This is a genomic window from Rhodococcus sp. B10, assembly GCF_011770055.1.
Lineage (GTDB): Bacteria > Actinomycetota > Actinomycetes > Mycobacteriales > Mycobacteriaceae > Rhodococcoides > Rhodococcoides kyotonensis_B.
Window position 1 is genome coordinate 59,621 of record NZ_JAAFYV010000023.1, and the last position, 14,056, is coordinate 73,676.

Consider the following 14,056-nt stretch of genomic DNA (forward strand, 5'->3'; position numbering starts at 1 on the left):
CTGCGAAAAGACTGATCAGCAGTCGTATAACCTCATCGCTCTTCATCGGGTACGGACACCAGTCGACGTTGTGACAGTAACTGGAGCATCGGGTGCAGTAGATCCCACTACTCATCACCACGCCCCAGCATCTCTGAGATCCGCTTGCGCCTCTGCTCTACATAATCGTCAAGGAGCCACACGCTCTCCGACGGGTCGAGGGCTGAGTGGTGTCCGACCCTATGGTCGTCTCCACAGTTGTCACAGACGATCTTTCCGTCTTGTACGAGTATATTCGGATAGATTTCTCTCGCTTTCCTCCGTGCGTCGTCCTGGCTCACCGCCCCTCCTCCGGCAAGTCATAAATGATCACCTGCGGTTTCGAGAAGCTCTCGCTCCAACGCCAGTCCTTGCCCTGCTCGCGCAGTCGCCTTGAAAGTTCCACGGACTCGTCGTCGTACGCAAAGTCTTCTGCGCGCTCCATGCGGCGAACGAGGTTGCCGGTAGACAGGTGACCGAGCTTCGCCTGGACCTTCGCTTCTAGCTCTGTCCTCGGGTCGGCTTCGGCCGGCTCGGGTTGGAAGCTGTCGTCTTCTTCCGGGAAGTCCTCGGATGAGCGCGAGCAGGTCGGGTGATGGGGGTTTGCGAAGTGTTCGCCGCACTCAGTGCAGCAGTCCTCATCGTCGAGGCCGGCGTCTTCATACTCCGGCTGCTGGAGCCATAGGGCGGACCAGCCTTCGACTGGGTCGTGGCTTTCGCGTGCTTCGACGTACTCCTGGAGGCGCTGAAGCCAGCGAACAGTTTCCGGGGCGTCGTCATGATCTGCAAATTGGCGATCTACGCGAAACTCAAGTTCGAGGTGGCGCGGGTAGATCTTGCCGGTAGATGCGAGGGAGTACATCGCTGAGGCCTGCCCGGTGTGAAGCTGGGATGCGATCACGCGAGCGGTGGCATCGTCTATCGGCGTCTCGTCTGCCTCGGCGCGTTCGAGGGCCAGCTCGATTAGCTCAGGGTCCGAGAGACGAGGGTTGCGCTCAGGGTTTGGGTTGTGGCGCTCATTCATCATCACCTCCTTTGTGGGTGGTTGTGAGCTGTGCTTCTAACTCTTTCTTTCGCTTAATATAGCTATCCATAGGTATCATCGCAGTGGTATAGCCGGTATGATCTCGCATCCAGTCTTGAGCATCTTCTTGGTACTCATCATTGAGATACTGGATTTCTGCGACTCTTGCTTCGAGTGCCACTTGCGATTCACGTTGCTTGATGAGTTGCATAAGATCGTCGGCCTTGTTCTCTAGTATGCCGAGTGCGTGGTTCTGATTAGGTATAAGACCATTACTCAACGCGACATTGTCAGTCTTGGCATTAAAGTAAGCGTGTTTCAAGTTCGCAAGAATCACCTCTCGTAGTTCATCATCACTTGTGTTAGATGATCCCCCCGCCGTGTTGTCTTCCACGACCGATCGCAGCTCGTCGACAAGCTCACTCGCCTGATCGGGGTACACCTCCAGATGCTTGCGTATGTTCCGGACAATCTCGTCCGGGTTCATTGGTTGTAACTTGCTCACCTCTCTTCCTCCTTCACTAGTTGTCTTATCTCGTTGTATTCAGTCAGCACCTGCGTGCTCTCCGCCGACATCTCCTCTCGCGTCGACCCTTTCGCGGTCCGCATGTCCAGGACCAGGTCGCACACCCGCATGGCGAGCGTCGCCAGTGCAGCGCGGCGTGGGTCTGTGTCCGGGAACGGCTCCCCCGCCTTGGCCATCGCTTCGCGGAGCAGGCTCATCGAGGCATAGAACTCGATGCGGCGGTCCGAGACCGGGAGACGCAAGTTTGGTCGGCGGGTCCGCTCTTCTGGGAAGCGGATGACGTTGGAGCGCTCGGTCATGAGGCCTCCCACATGTTCGTCCACATCTCGCGCCAGGTGTAGCGGGGATGCTCCATCCACCAGACGAGGGTCACGATGAGTACCATCACTGGGAGGCACGCGAGTACGAACATTTGGTACCGACTCACGACGCGATCTCCTGCTCAACTGGTTCACGTCCTGCGGCCAAGATCTCGTCTGTAGCCCTGAACACGCCTTTGATGTCGTCGTTACTCGGCGTTTGACCTTGGAGCCAGTTCTGCACGTATGCGCGACTGACAGAGGCGATCTCGGGTGTGAGCAGACCCAACTCGTTCGTCACGAGGTGGGCAGTGGCTTCGGCCTGAAACTCTTTGATCCCGCGGTGCCTGACATAGTCTTCGTGCGCTTCGGGCACAGTATGCCCAAGAACGATGTGACTAAGCTCGTGAACCATCGTCTTCTGGGGGCGCTTTGCGATGGGGTTGACCGCGAAGTTTCTCCCCCAGGAGTGTCCTTGTACGTTGCCGTCGAAACTCTCGAACGCGACCTCGCGGATCGCGAGTGCAGCGAGCGCCCGTTCTTTGCTCCACTCTGGATGCTCGATCTCCGGGAGTGGTTCACCCTCGGTCATGCTGATCGGAAAAATAGCCTTGACTGGTTTGAATCGTTGGACCCGTTTGTTCTCGCCGGTCTTCTCGTCTACCTCGTCGAGCTTGATGCTGATCGGACGCAGAATATAGAAGGCACTGCTACCCTTCTGGACTTGCCGATTGACGGCGGACCATCCTTTAAAAGTAGCTACTGGCTCTATCGGACACTGCTGCATCGCAAGGTACGCAAGGTTTCTGGTGCTGTAGTTATACATCCGGCGATAGGTGTCATCCATCGAACCTTCGACGTTGAGCACGGCTTCGAGCAGCGTCGACCACTCGGGCTTCGCGATGTGCTCGGGGATCTCGGCTGGTTTGCGACGACCAGCCATCAAGCATTGGTCTCCGCAATGGTTGCTGAACCGACGTGCTGGTGAGGAGCTAACACGCGCGCAAACGTCCAGCCGTCCATCATCAAGTCTTGCAAGTCTGCGTACTCGCCACTGTTGTCCGGGTCTTCCGGATCGACGTTGTACAGCACCACGGGGAGCTGGTTGACGTGGTGCTCGACTATGCGCCCGACGAAGTTCTGCTCGTATCCGTCGAACGGGCGTTGATGATTGCAGTCGATGTAGTCCCCAACACGCAGCTTGTCGTCGTTACCAATTTCCCAGTCGTCGTAATGGAAATGAGCGAGATACGGAACACTCATCGCACTACCTCGTGCATCTTCATCGCGATCAAGTTCACGACCTCCTGCTCTGCTCTAGCGCCGCCTTCACCTCCTTCGGCGATCTGGACGTAGTAGCGGGTCAGGTCTAGGGTCTCGGCGTCTGTGAAGTGAATGGTGAGGCTCATGATGCAACCCCCAAGTGCTGCACCGTGTAAGCACCTACCGTGCAGATCCCCTGCTCCTTGTACTCACCGAGCACGTTCTCGCGGTGTGTAGGACTGTCCATCCAGGCCTGCACTAGATCGGTGTCGTCACTGAAGTTGCGAGCCAGGTTCTCCCCTGCGGCGGCGTAGCGGTAGCCAGCCTCGTCGAAGAACTTCCACGGCTGCGTGCCGTCAGGCGCAACGTGCTCGAAGTAGTCCTTGTCCTGCATGTCCGCCGCTTTGGCACAGGCGGATTCGCGCAGCGCGGCGTTCGACTTGATAGCAGGGAGGTCGTGGTCCTGGCGCTGCTCGTTGACGAGGCGCTCTAGGGCGTTGGCCGCGGGCGGAGTGGAAGTTGAGGAGGCAGTGGGGGTGATCTCAGCAGTGCCGGAGAAGTGCAGGCCTAGGAACACTATGAGCAGTGTGGCGACGAAGGAACCGAGACTTAGAGCAAGGAACAGATCTGCGGAGGACCAGCGCTTCGCGGCCGACCCTGAGTTCCGCCTGTAGTCGGAACTCATCGCCCCAACCCATTCATCAGCGCTAGGTCGTTCGAGATCTCCGTCCCTACCGGCGAACACGTCGCCTCCTGGTACGCCACGATCATCTTCTGCCCATGTAGCTCGTAGCTGCACAGCCACATAGTCTGCTTGCCGAAGCGATCCATCTGCGGTGTCTGGGTGACTGCCACGACAATCCGCGGGTTCACTGGAGGCGCTGGGACTACTTCGGGCTGCGGTGCCGATTGAACGGCTGGAGCTGGAGTAGCAGCTTGGTCCTGTAGTTGCTGGACTTGGCCGGCAGTTGCCGCGGACTCTTGTTGGACTACGACTACCTGGCGCTCGACTGCACCGACGCGCTGGGCGTTCTCTTCGTTCCTCTGCTCGACTTTGCCGACGCGATCTTTCGTCTCAGCGAGGTCGCGTTCAGTCTTGGTGATTCGCTGCTCGTGGTCGTCGACTTGGGGTCGGAGCGGCGTCTCTTCTGCGCCAGTGGTCACGAAGCCGTTGAAGGCGAGCACGGATGAGGTGCTGAGGACTACGAGGCCTGTGCTTGCCGCGAGAATGAGCTTCCTTGAACGCGGGAGGCGAGTCACTAGTTTGCGTGGGTTTACCATATTCAGTTGTCTCCGTTTATATTGTGGTATTAGTATGCGCCTATATGCGGATTATTGCAATAGTGAAATCCGTGGGGGTGTGGAAAACTAGATCAGGTTATCTATTCACATTGCCTGCTACGCAATATGTCACCCCACAATTAGCACAGAGTCTTGTAGTCCGTTTAGGTGACAAGCCCTGAGATATGCCTCACACTTCGATATACCGGCATTAGCGCTCCCGTAAAGTGCGCCCGGAATGTCTGAATGACAATATCCCCGAGAGGTATCTACCCCGTGAAGAAATCTGTCGTCGCCCTCCTCGCTGTCCCCTTTGCCATCACTCTCGCTGCGGCTCTCGCAGGATGCTCGTCATCCGACTCCGAGACGGCAGAGAGCGCATCAGCAGCGGCCACTTCACAGACCAGTGCAACGAGCACCTTCGTTCCCGTTGCGGAGAGTTGCCTACTCCAACTCGACGACCTCGCGACGCTCAAGCCCCCGGTATCGAATCAGTACAAGTCCATCGACGCTGGTCGAGACGAGACATCCCTTAGCTGCTCTTACATCGCCCCGACCAAAGCCGCCGACGAGCAGTTCCTCTACATCGCGATCCACGAAATCGCGTACGACGGGGCGTCCTGGGACTACGGAGACGGGTCTTCAGCGCTTGCCGGTTCTACGTGTGCGGACGGTTCAATCATGACCGACGAGGTAGTGGCGACCGACCTGGAGTCGACCCGCAAACAGCTTGAGTCACGGATCATCTGCGAGAACAAGCCAGTGACCAACAAGCACGGGTTCGAGCAAGGCTACGACCGCCAGCTTGAAGTGCAAGCCGAAGCGTTTCCCGAGGTCGGCGAAGGACTGTACTGCATCATCCCGAGCAACTGCTTCCTGCTCACTCAGGACAACCTGTACGTGATCGAATTGCCAAGAAAGGTGAACACTCCGTTGTCTGCGGCAAGGACGTACTCTCCCTTCGGCGGCTACGAAGGGTCGAAGATGGTCGCGAACTTGATCGTGGAGAAGGCTGCGGCGAGCAGATAGTACAAAGCTACAGCTTCGCGCTCGCTAACCAGGCAAACAACCTCGGCGGACTACCGCGCTTTGCACCGGTCGCACGCTCGACCCACTGGGCCACCGTCGCCTCTGAGTTGCGGTAGACGACGCCGATATACCAGTGAAGCCACTTGGGGTCAGCACCCAGCTTCTGCATGATCGCTACTGCACGTTCCGTCGCGGCCAGGAGCCTCTTCACTGTTTCTAGCGTCCGATCCCAGTTGGCGAGGCTCGTCATCCTGGCGTAGTACTTCTGAGGGTCGTTGATACGCCCTCCTTTGCCGTCTTTGCCATTACAGAGCTCCGCGACCTTCAAGAGGATGCGGTCGCCATGTAGGCGCTGGAGCTTGCGGTGGCGCGGTAAGTACGCCTTATTGTTGATAAGTTCATCGACCTCGGCCGGCAGTTCGCCGGACTCTCTGTAGTGCTCGCGTGTCACTATTGGGCGTAGGTCCCGTTTCGCGGATACCGCCGCGAACACCCCGCTAATATGCTGTGTCACAAAGTTGAACCCCTCCGACCTGTGGTCAAGAGGGGTTATGTCAAGCAACTATTCCAATTCAATAGTAACAAATAACCGCCCCTATTTCAATAGGTCTACCATGTTTAGTCTCTCGCGGTCGCGTTCCTTGGAATAGTTACTTAACCGCTGTCTCTAATTAAACACAAACGACACCAAACATCAACCCGTACTTCTATGGATAGAGTAGCTTGCTGCGCCTCTCTTCTCTATAGAGCTATAAGGGGTCGCGAACCTCTCCTTTCCTAACGAAGCCACCCCTCTTGTGACAAGGAGGGGTGGTCAACGATGAGAAGTTCTGTTTGTTTTGATGCCACGCGCGAATCAGTGTAACGGTGCGCATGACGGGTGGAGTTTGAATTATCCCTGGAGGGATGAGGGTGTGTGTATCCGTAAGGTGCAAAGCTGCGACGAGTCGTGCTTCTGTTCTCATCATCGCACTAGACTGCACTATTCACAATATCGAACTTTCGTGTTTTACTCAGGGCAGATATGGGCATCATAGACAACGACGCAGCAAACCCCTCCGCGCTCACCGACGTTGTCTATGCAGTGCCCGACTACTACATCCCCCGCGTGCTCAGTGAACTACAGCAGGAGCGCAAGGACGCCAAAGGCCGCGTGCAGTATCAAGCCCACCTAGTAGAGAACCGTGCAGCGTGGCAAGAGAAGATGCAGCGCCAGGCGGAGAATAGACGAAAACGCCGCTCTGAGTGAGCGGCGTAGTAGTTGGCGTTTGCTGCGGTTACTTACCGGGTTTAAGCGGCATGACCACGTAGCGTGCTCCGTTATGCTCCGCTACTAGTGCTCCGTACACGCCATGAAACGTGTATGAGAGTGTCTTTGAACGCCCCAAGTCGCCAGCGAGCTGCTCCATGAATTTAAGATAGTCAGGATTCACTAGTAGCTGCGTCACCGCTGCTTCGTGCATGTTGTCGATCTGCTGCTCCCAGTTCGGGTACACGCCCGCAGGCTCACCGACCATATCGCGCAACGAGTCAACCTTCAGAGTGTCACGGGTCGCCGCGAGCTTGTACCAGCGAGTCAGTGCATCTCGCGTGATTGTTTTGCCCTTGACGTCAGATAGCTCCGCGGCCGGCAGTATCGCCATCACGTAGCCGTCAGTGGCCACGAGCACCGCTTGTCCGGACTTGTCAGTGGCTATAGCAAGCTCAGTCAGTACCGGGCGCGCAGTGTCCGCAGATATAACTTTGAGTAGTGCGCCCACTTGGCGCTTGTTGAGTGGTTGGTAGTTCATATTCACCTATTTCCATTATTTAGTTGTTTACTAATCGTCCTCATCCAGCCTCACGACCACACGCGACTTCGTGAGTGTCTTGCGCTTCGAAAGTCTTCGTTGATAGGTCGGTGCGAGATACCACCGTATCGTTTCCGGCTTCACTCCGAGTTCTTCGGCTACATCGTCAACCTTCCCGACAGCCACCAGGCTGTCGGCGTCGTATACAGCGACTTCGAGGACGCTATGCCGGGACATAGAGGACTCCGTCTAGGTCATCATGCCACTCAGTCCAGTAGCACTCACCATCGTCGCTGTAGTGCTCGTGCCAGGTCGCGCCGGAAGCGGTGAAGCTTTCATCCAGGCAGTCTTGAGAGCAGTAATACTCGCCGCAGCAGTAGAAGCCCTCTTGGTAGCCGTCGCTGTTGAACGGAAGTAGGTCGCCGTGCATGCAGCAGTAACGATTGTTCATATTCAGTTGTCTCCGTTTATCTTTACTCTACTAGTATGCGCCTTTACCCCTGTTATTTCAATGCTCTCACGAACAAATAGGTTGCACTATTGACAACAGACTGTGCATAACTACCGCCAGATAGTCGCAAAGTCGTCACCCGTACACACCCCGAACAACTTGCGCCCGCTCTCCGGCATCTCATCCAAAAGCGCGGTCAGCTCCCGCTCACGTTCCTCGTCTATCGCTACGAACACTATGCGCGGGAACGGCACTTCACCCCGCTCACTAGTCCACGCCCTGTACGCGTGCCTGTAGCGCGTCACCTTGTCGATAATCTTCGCGCGGCGCTCTGTGCCCATGTCCACCTCGACCCACACACGGCGGCGTACTCCAGCACTCAGCACGTCAGCATTTATGTACAAGTCGGGCGTCAGCAAAACGCCGGCCACCTGCTCGTGGCACTCGGGTTCACTCACGACCTCATTGACGCGTATATCCCCTGCTCGCTCCGCTTCCACCGTGGCGACGTAGGCGTCGACGATTGCCAGGCGGTGCATGTCGATAGAGCGGTACGGCGTGTACTTGCCCTCGCGACGCATGTAGAGCCAGCCTTTCGGCCCGAGCTGGTAGACGTACTGCCCCGAGCCACCCGCCCAGCCACCGACCGTGCGCGGGCTGAGACGTTTGAGGAGACCTGTCTTCGTGAGACGCAGGAGCACTGAGCCGACTGGTGAAGTGCTCTTGTTGGTCGAGAACTCGACGACCGAAATCTGCTTGGATGTGGCTTGGCCGAACCTCCCCACGAGCCGCAGAATCCTCCCGTCGCGTGGCGAGATGTTCATAACTGCATTGTGAGGCGAGCCAGTCCGCGCCGTCAAGCCTGGTCTGCGCTGGTCAGAGGGCAGTTCGGCGTTGGTACGGAACCCTGGCTTGCTCCACGGCGGTAGCCGGTGCGGTATAAGTCCGGACTCAGTTATCCACAGTTTGAACGACAAAGCGCATACTTTTCTATTGCAAATCCGTTTCAATAAGCGCATACTAAATACATACAACCGGCACGGGGCAGCCGATATGCACGTAGACCAGAGTTGTGAGTTTGGGTTATCAATCACTAAGTGGAGAGAAAGTATTCATGAAGCAGTATGACTAAGTGGGAAGAACTCAAAGGGCGCACTGGCCACGGCAAGAACCAGCACGCGACTTCTCGGTTTGATCCGGTGACACGGAAGGCCATGTCGCGAGTAGCGATGAGAGAGAAGATCACTGTGAGTGCGCTGATTTACACAGCCGTCCGACGCTTGCCAGAGCTTCGAGCGGAGATAGCAAACATTAAACGGGAGAAGCGAGGTGAACAAAACACCCCAGTCGGACGACCTGGACATCGGTGACGAGCCGATCGACCAGCGCGCAGTAGAGCGGTACAACGCCGAGAACACTTCGGCTATTGCGATCCACTCCATCGAGGACATCAAGCGACTCTCAGCCATGTTCATCGAGTCGGACATGTTCAAGAGCGACGGCGGAGGCCAGGTCAAGCAGCTCGCACAGGCTTGTGTGAAGATCGTGGCCGGCATCGAGTTCGGCATACAGCCCTTCGCCAGCATGAGGGGTATCAACATAATAAATGGCAACGCCGAGATGAGTTCAAACCTCATGGCAGCCAAGGTCAAGAAGCACCCGAAGTACGACTACCGCGTGGTCGAGTCGAGCAACGAGGGTTGCACCCTCGAGTTCACCGAGATTGTCGGCGGCAAGACTGTGTCACTCGGCAAGTCCAGCTGGACAGTAGAGGACGCGAAGCGCGCAGGACTCACCCGCAACCCCACCTGGCAGAAGTTCCCGATGAATATGTGCTTCGCACGTGCCCTGAGCAACGGCGTACGCATGTTCACTCCAGATGTCTTCTACGGCGCTCCTGTGTACGTGGAAGGTGAGATTAGTGGCGAAGTCGAGGAGAAGGCCACAGAGCCCGAGACGGCCGCTCCAGCAGCCGCACAGCCTGCAAAGGCTGAGCCGGTGGAGGGCGAGGTAGTCACTGACGACGCAACTGAAGATGCGCCAGAGCCTAAAGGCGTTGATCCACTCCAGGTAAGACTGGATGAGATAGCTGACCTTGCAGCAGAGCTTGGTCACGGCCCTGACTGGTTTGTCCACGTCTCGACTCTCATAAAGACCGAAGCAGATGCAGAGCAGGTTTACTCCAAGCTCCGCACGAAGCAGATAGATCAGATGATGAACGGCGATGCTTAGCACCGATCCCACCATCTCCTGCATCGTCTGCCTCAACGTCGAGGAACACCGGGACGGCAAAGGCGTCTGCGAGCGGTGCCAGTACATCCACCGGAACACCTACGAGCTAGTTCTTGCTCTGGTGTCAGCGAACGATGTGCACATAGAAACTAATGCGGTGCTCAGCACCGGAGATACACATGCCACAAGGCAGTTTGAACGTGAAGAAGGTCAGTGAGACCAACTTCCCACAGATCAAGGCATACACCACCAAGTACGGCGTCGAGAAGGCGCAAGAGAAGTTCGGCTACTCAGCACGGACTCTCCGCTCCATAGCAAAGGCGGACAACTACCCGACCTGGCGAGGTACACGGAAGGCAAAGCAACCTAAGCGTGCCCCGAAGGTCGAGACAACTCCCCCAGCTGCGCCAGTGAAGCCACAGGCTATCCAGCCGGTTGCACCGAATCAGTCGGTGACCACGCCGCAGATTAAGAAGCCGGGGCATGGACGCAGTGTTCCCCAGGCGCAGCAAGCCGCAGTGGTCTCTACCGAGAAGTACGAGCGGGACACGAACCGGCTCTACAAAGAGAACCAACTCCTCCGCGAAGAGAAGGCGAAACTGATCGAGAAGGTCACGGCCCTCGAAAAGGAAGTCAGGGCGGCTGAGACCTTCGACGAGGTCGAGCGAGACATCCTCGCCAACGATCGTGCCCGTAAGTCTCGACTACGATGCTTCGTTGACGGATTCAGGCGAGGTAAGTCGTAGATATTTTCACCATATGCGTGGCACGCCATTTATAAGACTATGTGTTCATGCCATACATAGAGTTATCAGGGAAACGAGGGAGTGGTCATCGCACTTTAGTAGATGAGGATACTTTCAAGCTATACGGACACCTATCGTGGTTTCTGAGCGACACTGGGTACGCAATACGGCGCTCAGATCGTGCCGACGACGGAACCAAGACGACGGTGCGTCTTCATCGCTTGATCACCAATGCTCCGGAAGGCTTGGTTGTGGATCACAAAAATCACGACCGTCTGGACAATAGACGCTTAAACCTGCGGGTTGTTACCCAGCGCGAGAACAGCCGCAACCAACAATCCGTGCGTGGGTACACCTGGGATGAAGCCAAGAGCAAATGGATGGTCAGGTACAGACGCAAGTTCTACGGCCGGTACGACACTGAGGACGAAGCGGCGCGAGCTTATCGTCGCGCTCGGTCGGGTGTTCCGTACGCCAAGACTCGACGCAAGCTCCCCCTGCTGCCGAAACATGTAACCAGGCAGTTCGGCAAGTACCGAGTGGGCATAACGGTAAATGGGAGACGATATCGAAAGGTTTCGTTCTCCTCTATAGAAGAGGCGCTCACGTGGCGCGATAATACCTACAGAGAGTTAGGAATTGGAAAGGAGAAGTAGCATACGAGCGGAACAAAACTAGGAGGCAGTAAGGCCGCGCGAACTATCAAGGCTCGCGACCCAGACTTTTACCGCAGGATCGCCAAAATTGGAGGATCGCGCTGTGTACCGAAAGGCTTCGGCGTGAACCCCGAACTGGCACGTATTGCGGGAGCCAAGGGCGGCCGGATGAGCAAGCGCCGCGCAAAAGCCACGGGGGGGGCGATAAATGCGTAAACGTATCGACAACCGGGAACTCGTCGTGACCTGGCTGAACAGTGAGTCACTCGACGATGTCGCGAAGGCGATGGGCCGGACTAGAGCCAGCGTTCAGACCAGGGCAAGCGAACTCCGCAAGCGCGGCGTGAAGCTGCCGAAGTTCACCAGCAGGATGAGCGAGACCGCAAAGCAGCTGGAGGTTGCACAGCTCAACTCAATAATCAGCAAGCACCAGAAGGAGGTGAGATGAGCAAAGAAACTATCAAAGTCGGCGACCTTGTCTACTACAACGGATTCGATGGTAAGAGGTACTGGTGTGTCGTCTACTCCATAGAAGGCGATGGCAAAGACCGTCGCATCTGGGGCAATTGGAGAAACTCAGTCAGCGCCGCTCGACGAGCCGAACCGAGTAGGTACGGGTTCATGCCGTACGACGAAGTATTTATCGACACCAAAGGAGAAGAGGTGAAACCATACCAACGCAAGACCTACAAGCAACTCAAAGACAGCGTGACCGTCAAGAAGGACGCACTCTGGCAGGAAGCCTGTGACGACGGGGATCAGGAGTATGTGCTCCTGGACAAGTCGTTCAGCAAGGACACTGCTGGCAACGGCGTACACAAGATCTACACTCGCTCCCTCGTCGAGGAAGACCCTAAGAACTTCGTCGAAGTGTTCAAGGTGGACCCCGAGTACCAGACTCGCGAGGAGCTGGACCTGTTCGAGGAGTTCAAGAAGAGCCGGGCGAAGGTCCGAGTGGCGAAGCCGGCTGCGAAGCGAGTGGTGCGGAAGGTGAAGAAGGCGGCGTAGATGAAAGTAGCCGCACTCGTCCGAACCAACCACGAGTCGCTGACTGAAGACATACAGCGTGCACTGATTGAGGACCGAGTTTCTCGAGTTCACATCAAGACTAAGCACGGCTGGGTCAAGGAGATCCAAACGTGGGTGACGACCTCTGACATCAAGACAGCGCTCAGGGGGCTCGGCCAGTTCGATGTGGTGCTCGTTCACAGTCTCGATGTAGCGGACACCGACTCATTTGGTGGGGCGACGACGCTGCTCCGCCCCATTGATGCAGGCGCATCGCTCGTCGACTGCCGGAGTAAAAAGGTCTACACCAGCGAGCTGGAGGACGTGATGATGCTTACGATGGTTTGTCTGTCGATGGAGATCACGAGCGCGCGCACTCGCGAGGCAACTTCAGAGATCCCCAGCCCGTTTGCACCGATGACAGACGAACGCGAGCGTCCCTAGGTCGTCGTCATGCTTGAGCTGGCGGATGTAGAGCGGTCGAACATAGACCCGGTTGCACTGGAAGCAGTAACGCCGGTCCAGACCGTTCGCTTCCATCCAGGCGACCACGCGGCGACGGAGCGGGTCATCACGAGTCGAGTACGCACGCTTCGGTCGCGGTCCGACATATCGGCGCACCGCTCGCTGCACTGCCCGCTCCCCAACCTTGAGCCCCAGCTGCTCGATGATCTCGGCAGCAGAGAGGCCGGCCTCGGCGCACATGATGATTTCGTCTACATCGTAGGAGGGGCGTCGCATATAGAACCAATTATGAAGGAAACAGGTGAATGAGTGAATATCTAACTGACGAGTCCCGTCCGGTGCGCACTGGCGAACTCACTGAAAAGATCTGGCATCGCTTCGGTGCGGGCTACACCAAGCTCACGCAAGTACGTGCCGCTACTGGTCACTTCGACGCAAACACCGCCGACATGATGGTCATGGGCGAATGGCCCAGCACCGGAAACGAGCTTCATGGGTTCGAGGTCAAGGTATCGCGGGCGGACTGGCTTAACGAGGTCAAGAACCCGCACAAGAACGACTCTGTGAAGAGCTACTGCGACCGGTGGTGGCTTGTTATCGCAGACGAGTCGATGGTCAGGGTAGGAGAACTACCAGACGACTGGGGCATGATGGCCTTCCAAGGCCGCAATCGGAAGCTGAAGGTCGTCAAGAAGGCCCCTAAGCTCGCTCCTAAACCGATGGACCACTGCTTCGTTGCCAGCTTGCTGCGGCACAACGACAAGGACGCGGTGCCGATCGATTTGCATCTCGACCGCATCAGAGATGCCTACCGGGACGCAGAAGTCGAACTCAAGACGAAGCATCACGCCCTGTTTGAGTTTGTACGCACGCTCTCAACGGGTTTCGGCGTCAGAATCAAAGAACACAAGGAGTACGACTACAGCAAGCCGGGACGCCACAAGATCTTCTCGCGCTGGATCGCGGAGATCAAAGGCACCTACCTTGGCGAGCAGCGGGCAGAGGACTTGGTCGAGTTGCTCCAAAAGGCTGACCGGATCGACTCAATCCAACGCGATGTCGAGTACTTGCAAGGTCGGCTCCAGCAAATCATCGCTGACGCTCCGCAGGCGGACCAAGCCGTGGACCGCGCAGTCGTCTGGGCCGAGTACGCGCTCAAGCACTGCGACAGCTTCCTCGGACCGCCCAGCAAGTAGTTCGGGTTTGTACGAATCGCATAAGGCACATTTTCAGACCCATCTGTCAAGAGCCTTACAGAGGTCGCGTTC

Annotated in this window: 21 protein-coding genes; 10 read left to right on the forward strand and 11 right to left on the reverse strand. The window is 56.9% G+C overall.

What is annotated here, in order from left to right:
• Positions 1 to 107: 107 nt before the first annotated feature.
• The 8 genes from RhoFasB10_RS16245 to RhoFasB10_RS16280 all read right to left on the reverse strand — a co-directional run bounded on the left by RhoFasB10_RS16245 (position 108) and on the right by RhoFasB10_RS16280 (position 3,815).
• Positions 108 to 320 carry a hypothetical protein gene (locus RhoFasB10_RS16245; protein WP_167677312.1) on the reverse strand — a complete coding sequence of 71 codons (213 nt, stop codon included), beginning with the start codon at positions 318 to 320 and terminating at the stop codon, positions 108 to 110.
• Positions 317 to 1,045 carry a hypothetical protein gene (locus RhoFasB10_RS16250; protein ID WP_167677314.1) on the reverse strand — a complete coding sequence of 243 codons (729 nt, stop codon included), beginning with the start codon at positions 1,043 to 1,045 and terminating at the stop codon, positions 317 to 319. Before RhoFasB10_RS16250 ends, RhoFasB10_RS16245 begins: the two co-directional genes overlap by 4 nt.
• Positions 1,035 to 1,547, reverse strand: coding sequence for a hypothetical protein (locus tag RhoFasB10_RS16255; RefSeq protein WP_167677316.1), 513 nt, complete (start codon positions 1,545 to 1,547; stop codon positions 1,035 to 1,037). The genes RhoFasB10_RS16250 and RhoFasB10_RS16255 overlap by 11 nt, the downstream gene beginning before the upstream one ends.
• Positions 1,544 to 1,867: a hypothetical protein gene (locus RhoFasB10_RS16260; RefSeq protein ID WP_167677318.1), complete on the reverse strand. Its 324-nt coding sequence runs from the start codon at positions 1,865 to 1,867 to the stop codon at positions 1,544 to 1,546. The genes RhoFasB10_RS16255 and RhoFasB10_RS16260 overlap by 4 nt, the downstream gene beginning before the upstream one ends.
• Before the next feature lie 124 nt (positions 1,868 to 1,991).
• A complete protein-coding gene (locus RhoFasB10_RS16265) occupies positions 1,992 to 2,810 on the reverse strand; it encodes a hypothetical protein (RefSeq protein ID WP_167677320.1) in 819 nt (272 codons plus the stop codon).
• Positions 2,810 to 3,130, reverse strand: a complete 321-nt coding sequence (locus tag RhoFasB10_RS16270) for a hypothetical protein (protein ID WP_167677322.1) — start codon at positions 3,128 to 3,130, stop codon at positions 2,810 to 2,812. Before RhoFasB10_RS16270 ends, RhoFasB10_RS16265 begins: the two co-directional genes overlap by 1 nt.
• Positions 3,127 to 3,276 (reverse strand): hypothetical protein, encoded by a 150-nt coding sequence (locus RhoFasB10_RS16275; protein ID WP_167677324.1) that lies wholly within the window; start codon positions 3,274 to 3,276, stop codon positions 3,127 to 3,129. Before RhoFasB10_RS16275 ends, RhoFasB10_RS16270 begins: the two co-directional genes overlap by 4 nt.
• Complete coding sequence (locus RhoFasB10_RS16280; protein WP_167677326.1) at positions 3,273 to 3,815, reverse strand: CAP domain-containing protein; 543 nt, start codon at positions 3,813 to 3,815, stop codon at positions 3,273 to 3,275. Before RhoFasB10_RS16280 ends, RhoFasB10_RS16275 begins: the two co-directional genes overlap by 4 nt.
• A 299-nt stretch (positions 3,816 to 4,114) precedes the next feature.
• Between RhoFasB10_RS16280 and RhoFasB10_RS16285 the strand changes: the two genes are divergently transcribed.
• Positions 4,115 to 4,321: a hypothetical protein gene (locus RhoFasB10_RS16285; RefSeq protein ID WP_167677328.1), complete on the forward strand. Its 207-nt coding sequence runs from the start codon at positions 4,115 to 4,117 to the stop codon at positions 4,319 to 4,321.
• Between the two features lie 366 nt (positions 4,322 to 4,687).
• The gene (locus RhoFasB10_RS16290) at positions 4,688 to 5,440 is read left to right on the forward strand and encodes a hypothetical protein (protein ID WP_167677330.1); all 753 of its coding nucleotides are present in this window, start codon (positions 4,688 to 4,690) and stop codon (positions 5,438 to 5,440) included.
• 7 nt (positions 5,441 to 5,447) lie between these two features.
• Here RhoFasB10_RS16290 and RhoFasB10_RS16295 read toward each other — a convergent pair whose 3' ends face one another.
• The gene (locus RhoFasB10_RS16295; RefSeq protein ID WP_167677332.1) at positions 5,448 to 6,002 is read right to left on the reverse strand and encodes a hypothetical protein; all 555 of its coding nucleotides are present in this window, start codon (positions 6,000 to 6,002) and stop codon (positions 5,448 to 5,450) included.
• 462 nt (positions 6,003 to 6,464) lie between these two features.
• Between RhoFasB10_RS16295 and RhoFasB10_RS16300 the strand changes: the two genes are divergently transcribed.
• A complete protein-coding gene (locus tag RhoFasB10_RS16300) occupies positions 6,465 to 6,689 on the forward strand; it encodes a hypothetical protein (RefSeq protein ID WP_167677334.1) in 225 nt (74 codons plus the stop codon).
• 28 nt (positions 6,690 to 6,717) lie between these two features.
• Here the strand turns inward: RhoFasB10_RS16300 and RhoFasB10_RS16305 are convergent, their stop codons facing one another.
• Positions 6,718 to 7,230 carry a hypothetical protein gene (locus RhoFasB10_RS16305; RefSeq protein ID WP_167677336.1) on the reverse strand — a complete coding sequence of 171 codons (513 nt, stop codon included), beginning with the start codon at positions 7,228 to 7,230 and terminating at the stop codon, positions 6,718 to 6,720.
• Positions 7,231 to 7,791: 561 nt separating this feature from the next.
• Positions 7,792 to 8,505 carry a replication-relaxation family protein gene (locus RhoFasB10_RS16310; RefSeq protein WP_167677338.1) on the reverse strand — a complete coding sequence of 238 codons (714 nt, stop codon included), beginning with the start codon at positions 8,503 to 8,505 and terminating at the stop codon, positions 7,792 to 7,794.
• 505 nt (positions 8,506 to 9,010) lie between these two features.
• Between RhoFasB10_RS16310 and RhoFasB10_RS16315 the strand changes: the two genes are divergently transcribed.
• The 7 genes from RhoFasB10_RS16315 to RhoFasB10_RS16350 all read left to right on the forward strand — a co-directional run bounded on the left by RhoFasB10_RS16315 (position 9,011) and on the right by RhoFasB10_RS16350 (position 13,984).
• Positions 9,011 to 9,913: a hypothetical protein gene (locus tag RhoFasB10_RS16315; RefSeq protein WP_167677340.1), complete on the forward strand. Its 903-nt coding sequence runs from the start codon at positions 9,011 to 9,013 to the stop codon at positions 9,911 to 9,913.
• Positions 9,914 to 10,113: 200 nt separating this feature from the next.
• Positions 10,114 to 10,659: a hypothetical protein gene (locus RhoFasB10_RS16320; protein WP_167677343.1), complete on the forward strand. Its 546-nt coding sequence runs from the start codon at positions 10,114 to 10,116 to the stop codon at positions 10,657 to 10,659.
• Positions 10,660 to 11,523: 864 nt separating this feature from the next.
• Positions 11,524 to 11,763 (forward strand): hypothetical protein, encoded by a 240-nt coding sequence (locus RhoFasB10_RS16330; protein WP_167677347.1) that lies wholly within the window; start codon positions 11,524 to 11,526, stop codon positions 11,761 to 11,763.
• Positions 11,760 to 12,323, forward strand: coding sequence for a hypothetical protein (locus RhoFasB10_RS16335; RefSeq protein ID WP_167677349.1), 564 nt, complete (start codon positions 11,760 to 11,762; stop codon positions 12,321 to 12,323). Before RhoFasB10_RS16330 ends, RhoFasB10_RS16335 begins: the two co-directional genes overlap by 4 nt.
• Positions 12,324 to 12,767, forward strand: a complete 444-nt coding sequence (locus RhoFasB10_RS16340) for a hypothetical protein (RefSeq protein WP_167677351.1) — start codon at positions 12,324 to 12,326, stop codon at positions 12,765 to 12,767.
• A gap of 9 nt (positions 12,768 to 12,776) precedes the next feature.
• Positions 12,777 to 13,097: a hypothetical protein gene (locus RhoFasB10_RS16345; RefSeq protein ID WP_167677353.1), complete on the forward strand. Its 321-nt coding sequence runs from the start codon at positions 12,777 to 12,779 to the stop codon at positions 13,095 to 13,097.
• Positions 13,094 to 13,984 carry a hypothetical protein gene (locus RhoFasB10_RS16350; protein WP_167677355.1) on the forward strand — a complete coding sequence of 297 codons (891 nt, stop codon included), beginning with the start codon at positions 13,094 to 13,096 and terminating at the stop codon, positions 13,982 to 13,984. The genes RhoFasB10_RS16345 and RhoFasB10_RS16350 overlap by 4 nt, the downstream gene beginning before the upstream one ends.
• Positions 13,985 to 14,056 lie beyond the last annotated feature (72 nt).

Excerpts from the sequence above, each read along its gene's own strand:
- RhoFasB10_RS16350 (WP_167677355.1), top strand. The coding sequence starts at position 13,094 with ATGAGTGAATATCTAACTGACGAGTCCCGTCCGGTGCGCACTGGCGAA.
- RhoFasB10_RS16275 (WP_167677324.1), bottom strand. The coding sequence starts at position 3,276 with ATGAGCCTCACCATTCACTTCACAGACGCCGAGACCCTAGACCTGACC.
- RhoFasB10_RS16340 (WP_167677351.1), top strand. The coding sequence starts at position 12,324 with ATGAAAGTAGCCGCACTCGTCCGAACCAACCACGAGTCGCTGACTGAA.
- RhoFasB10_RS16305 (WP_167677336.1), bottom strand. The coding sequence starts at position 7,230 with ATGAACTACCAACCACTCAACAAGCGCCAAGTGGGCGCACTACTCAAA.
- RhoFasB10_RS16345 (WP_167677353.1), top strand. The coding sequence starts at position 12,777 with ATGCTTGAGCTGGCGGATGTAGAGCGGTCGAACATAGACCCGGTTGCA.
- RhoFasB10_RS16300 (WP_167677334.1), top strand. The coding sequence starts at position 6,465 with ATGGGCATCATAGACAACGACGCAGCAAACCCCTCCGCGCTCACCGAC.
- RhoFasB10_RS16335 (WP_167677349.1), top strand. The coding sequence starts at position 11,760 with ATGAGCAAAGAAACTATCAAAGTCGGCGACCTTGTCTACTACAACGGA.
- RhoFasB10_RS16280 (WP_167677326.1), bottom strand. The coding sequence starts at position 3,815 with ATGAGTTCCGACTACAGGCGGAACTCAGGGTCGGCCGCGAAGCGCTGG.
- RhoFasB10_RS16270 (WP_167677322.1), bottom strand. The coding sequence starts at position 3,130 with ATGAGTGTTCCGTATCTCGCTCATTTCCATTACGACGACTGGGAAATT.
- RhoFasB10_RS16260 (WP_167677318.1), bottom strand. The coding sequence starts at position 1,867 with ATGACCGAGCGCTCCAACGTCATCCGCTTCCCAGAAGAGCGGACCCGC.
- RhoFasB10_RS16265 (WP_167677320.1), bottom strand. The coding sequence starts at position 2,810 with ATGGCTGGTCGTCGCAAACCAGCCGAGATCCCCGAGCACATCGCGAAG.
- RhoFasB10_RS16330 (WP_167677347.1), top strand. The coding sequence starts at position 11,524 with ATGCGTAAACGTATCGACAACCGGGAACTCGTCGTGACCTGGCTGAAC.
- RhoFasB10_RS16250 (WP_167677314.1), bottom strand. The coding sequence starts at position 1,045 with ATGATGAATGAGCGCCACAACCCAAACCCTGAGCGCAACCCTCGTCTC.
- RhoFasB10_RS16310 (WP_167677338.1), bottom strand. The coding sequence starts at position 8,505 with ATGAACATCTCGCCACGCGACGGGAGGATTCTGCGGCTCGTGGGGAGG.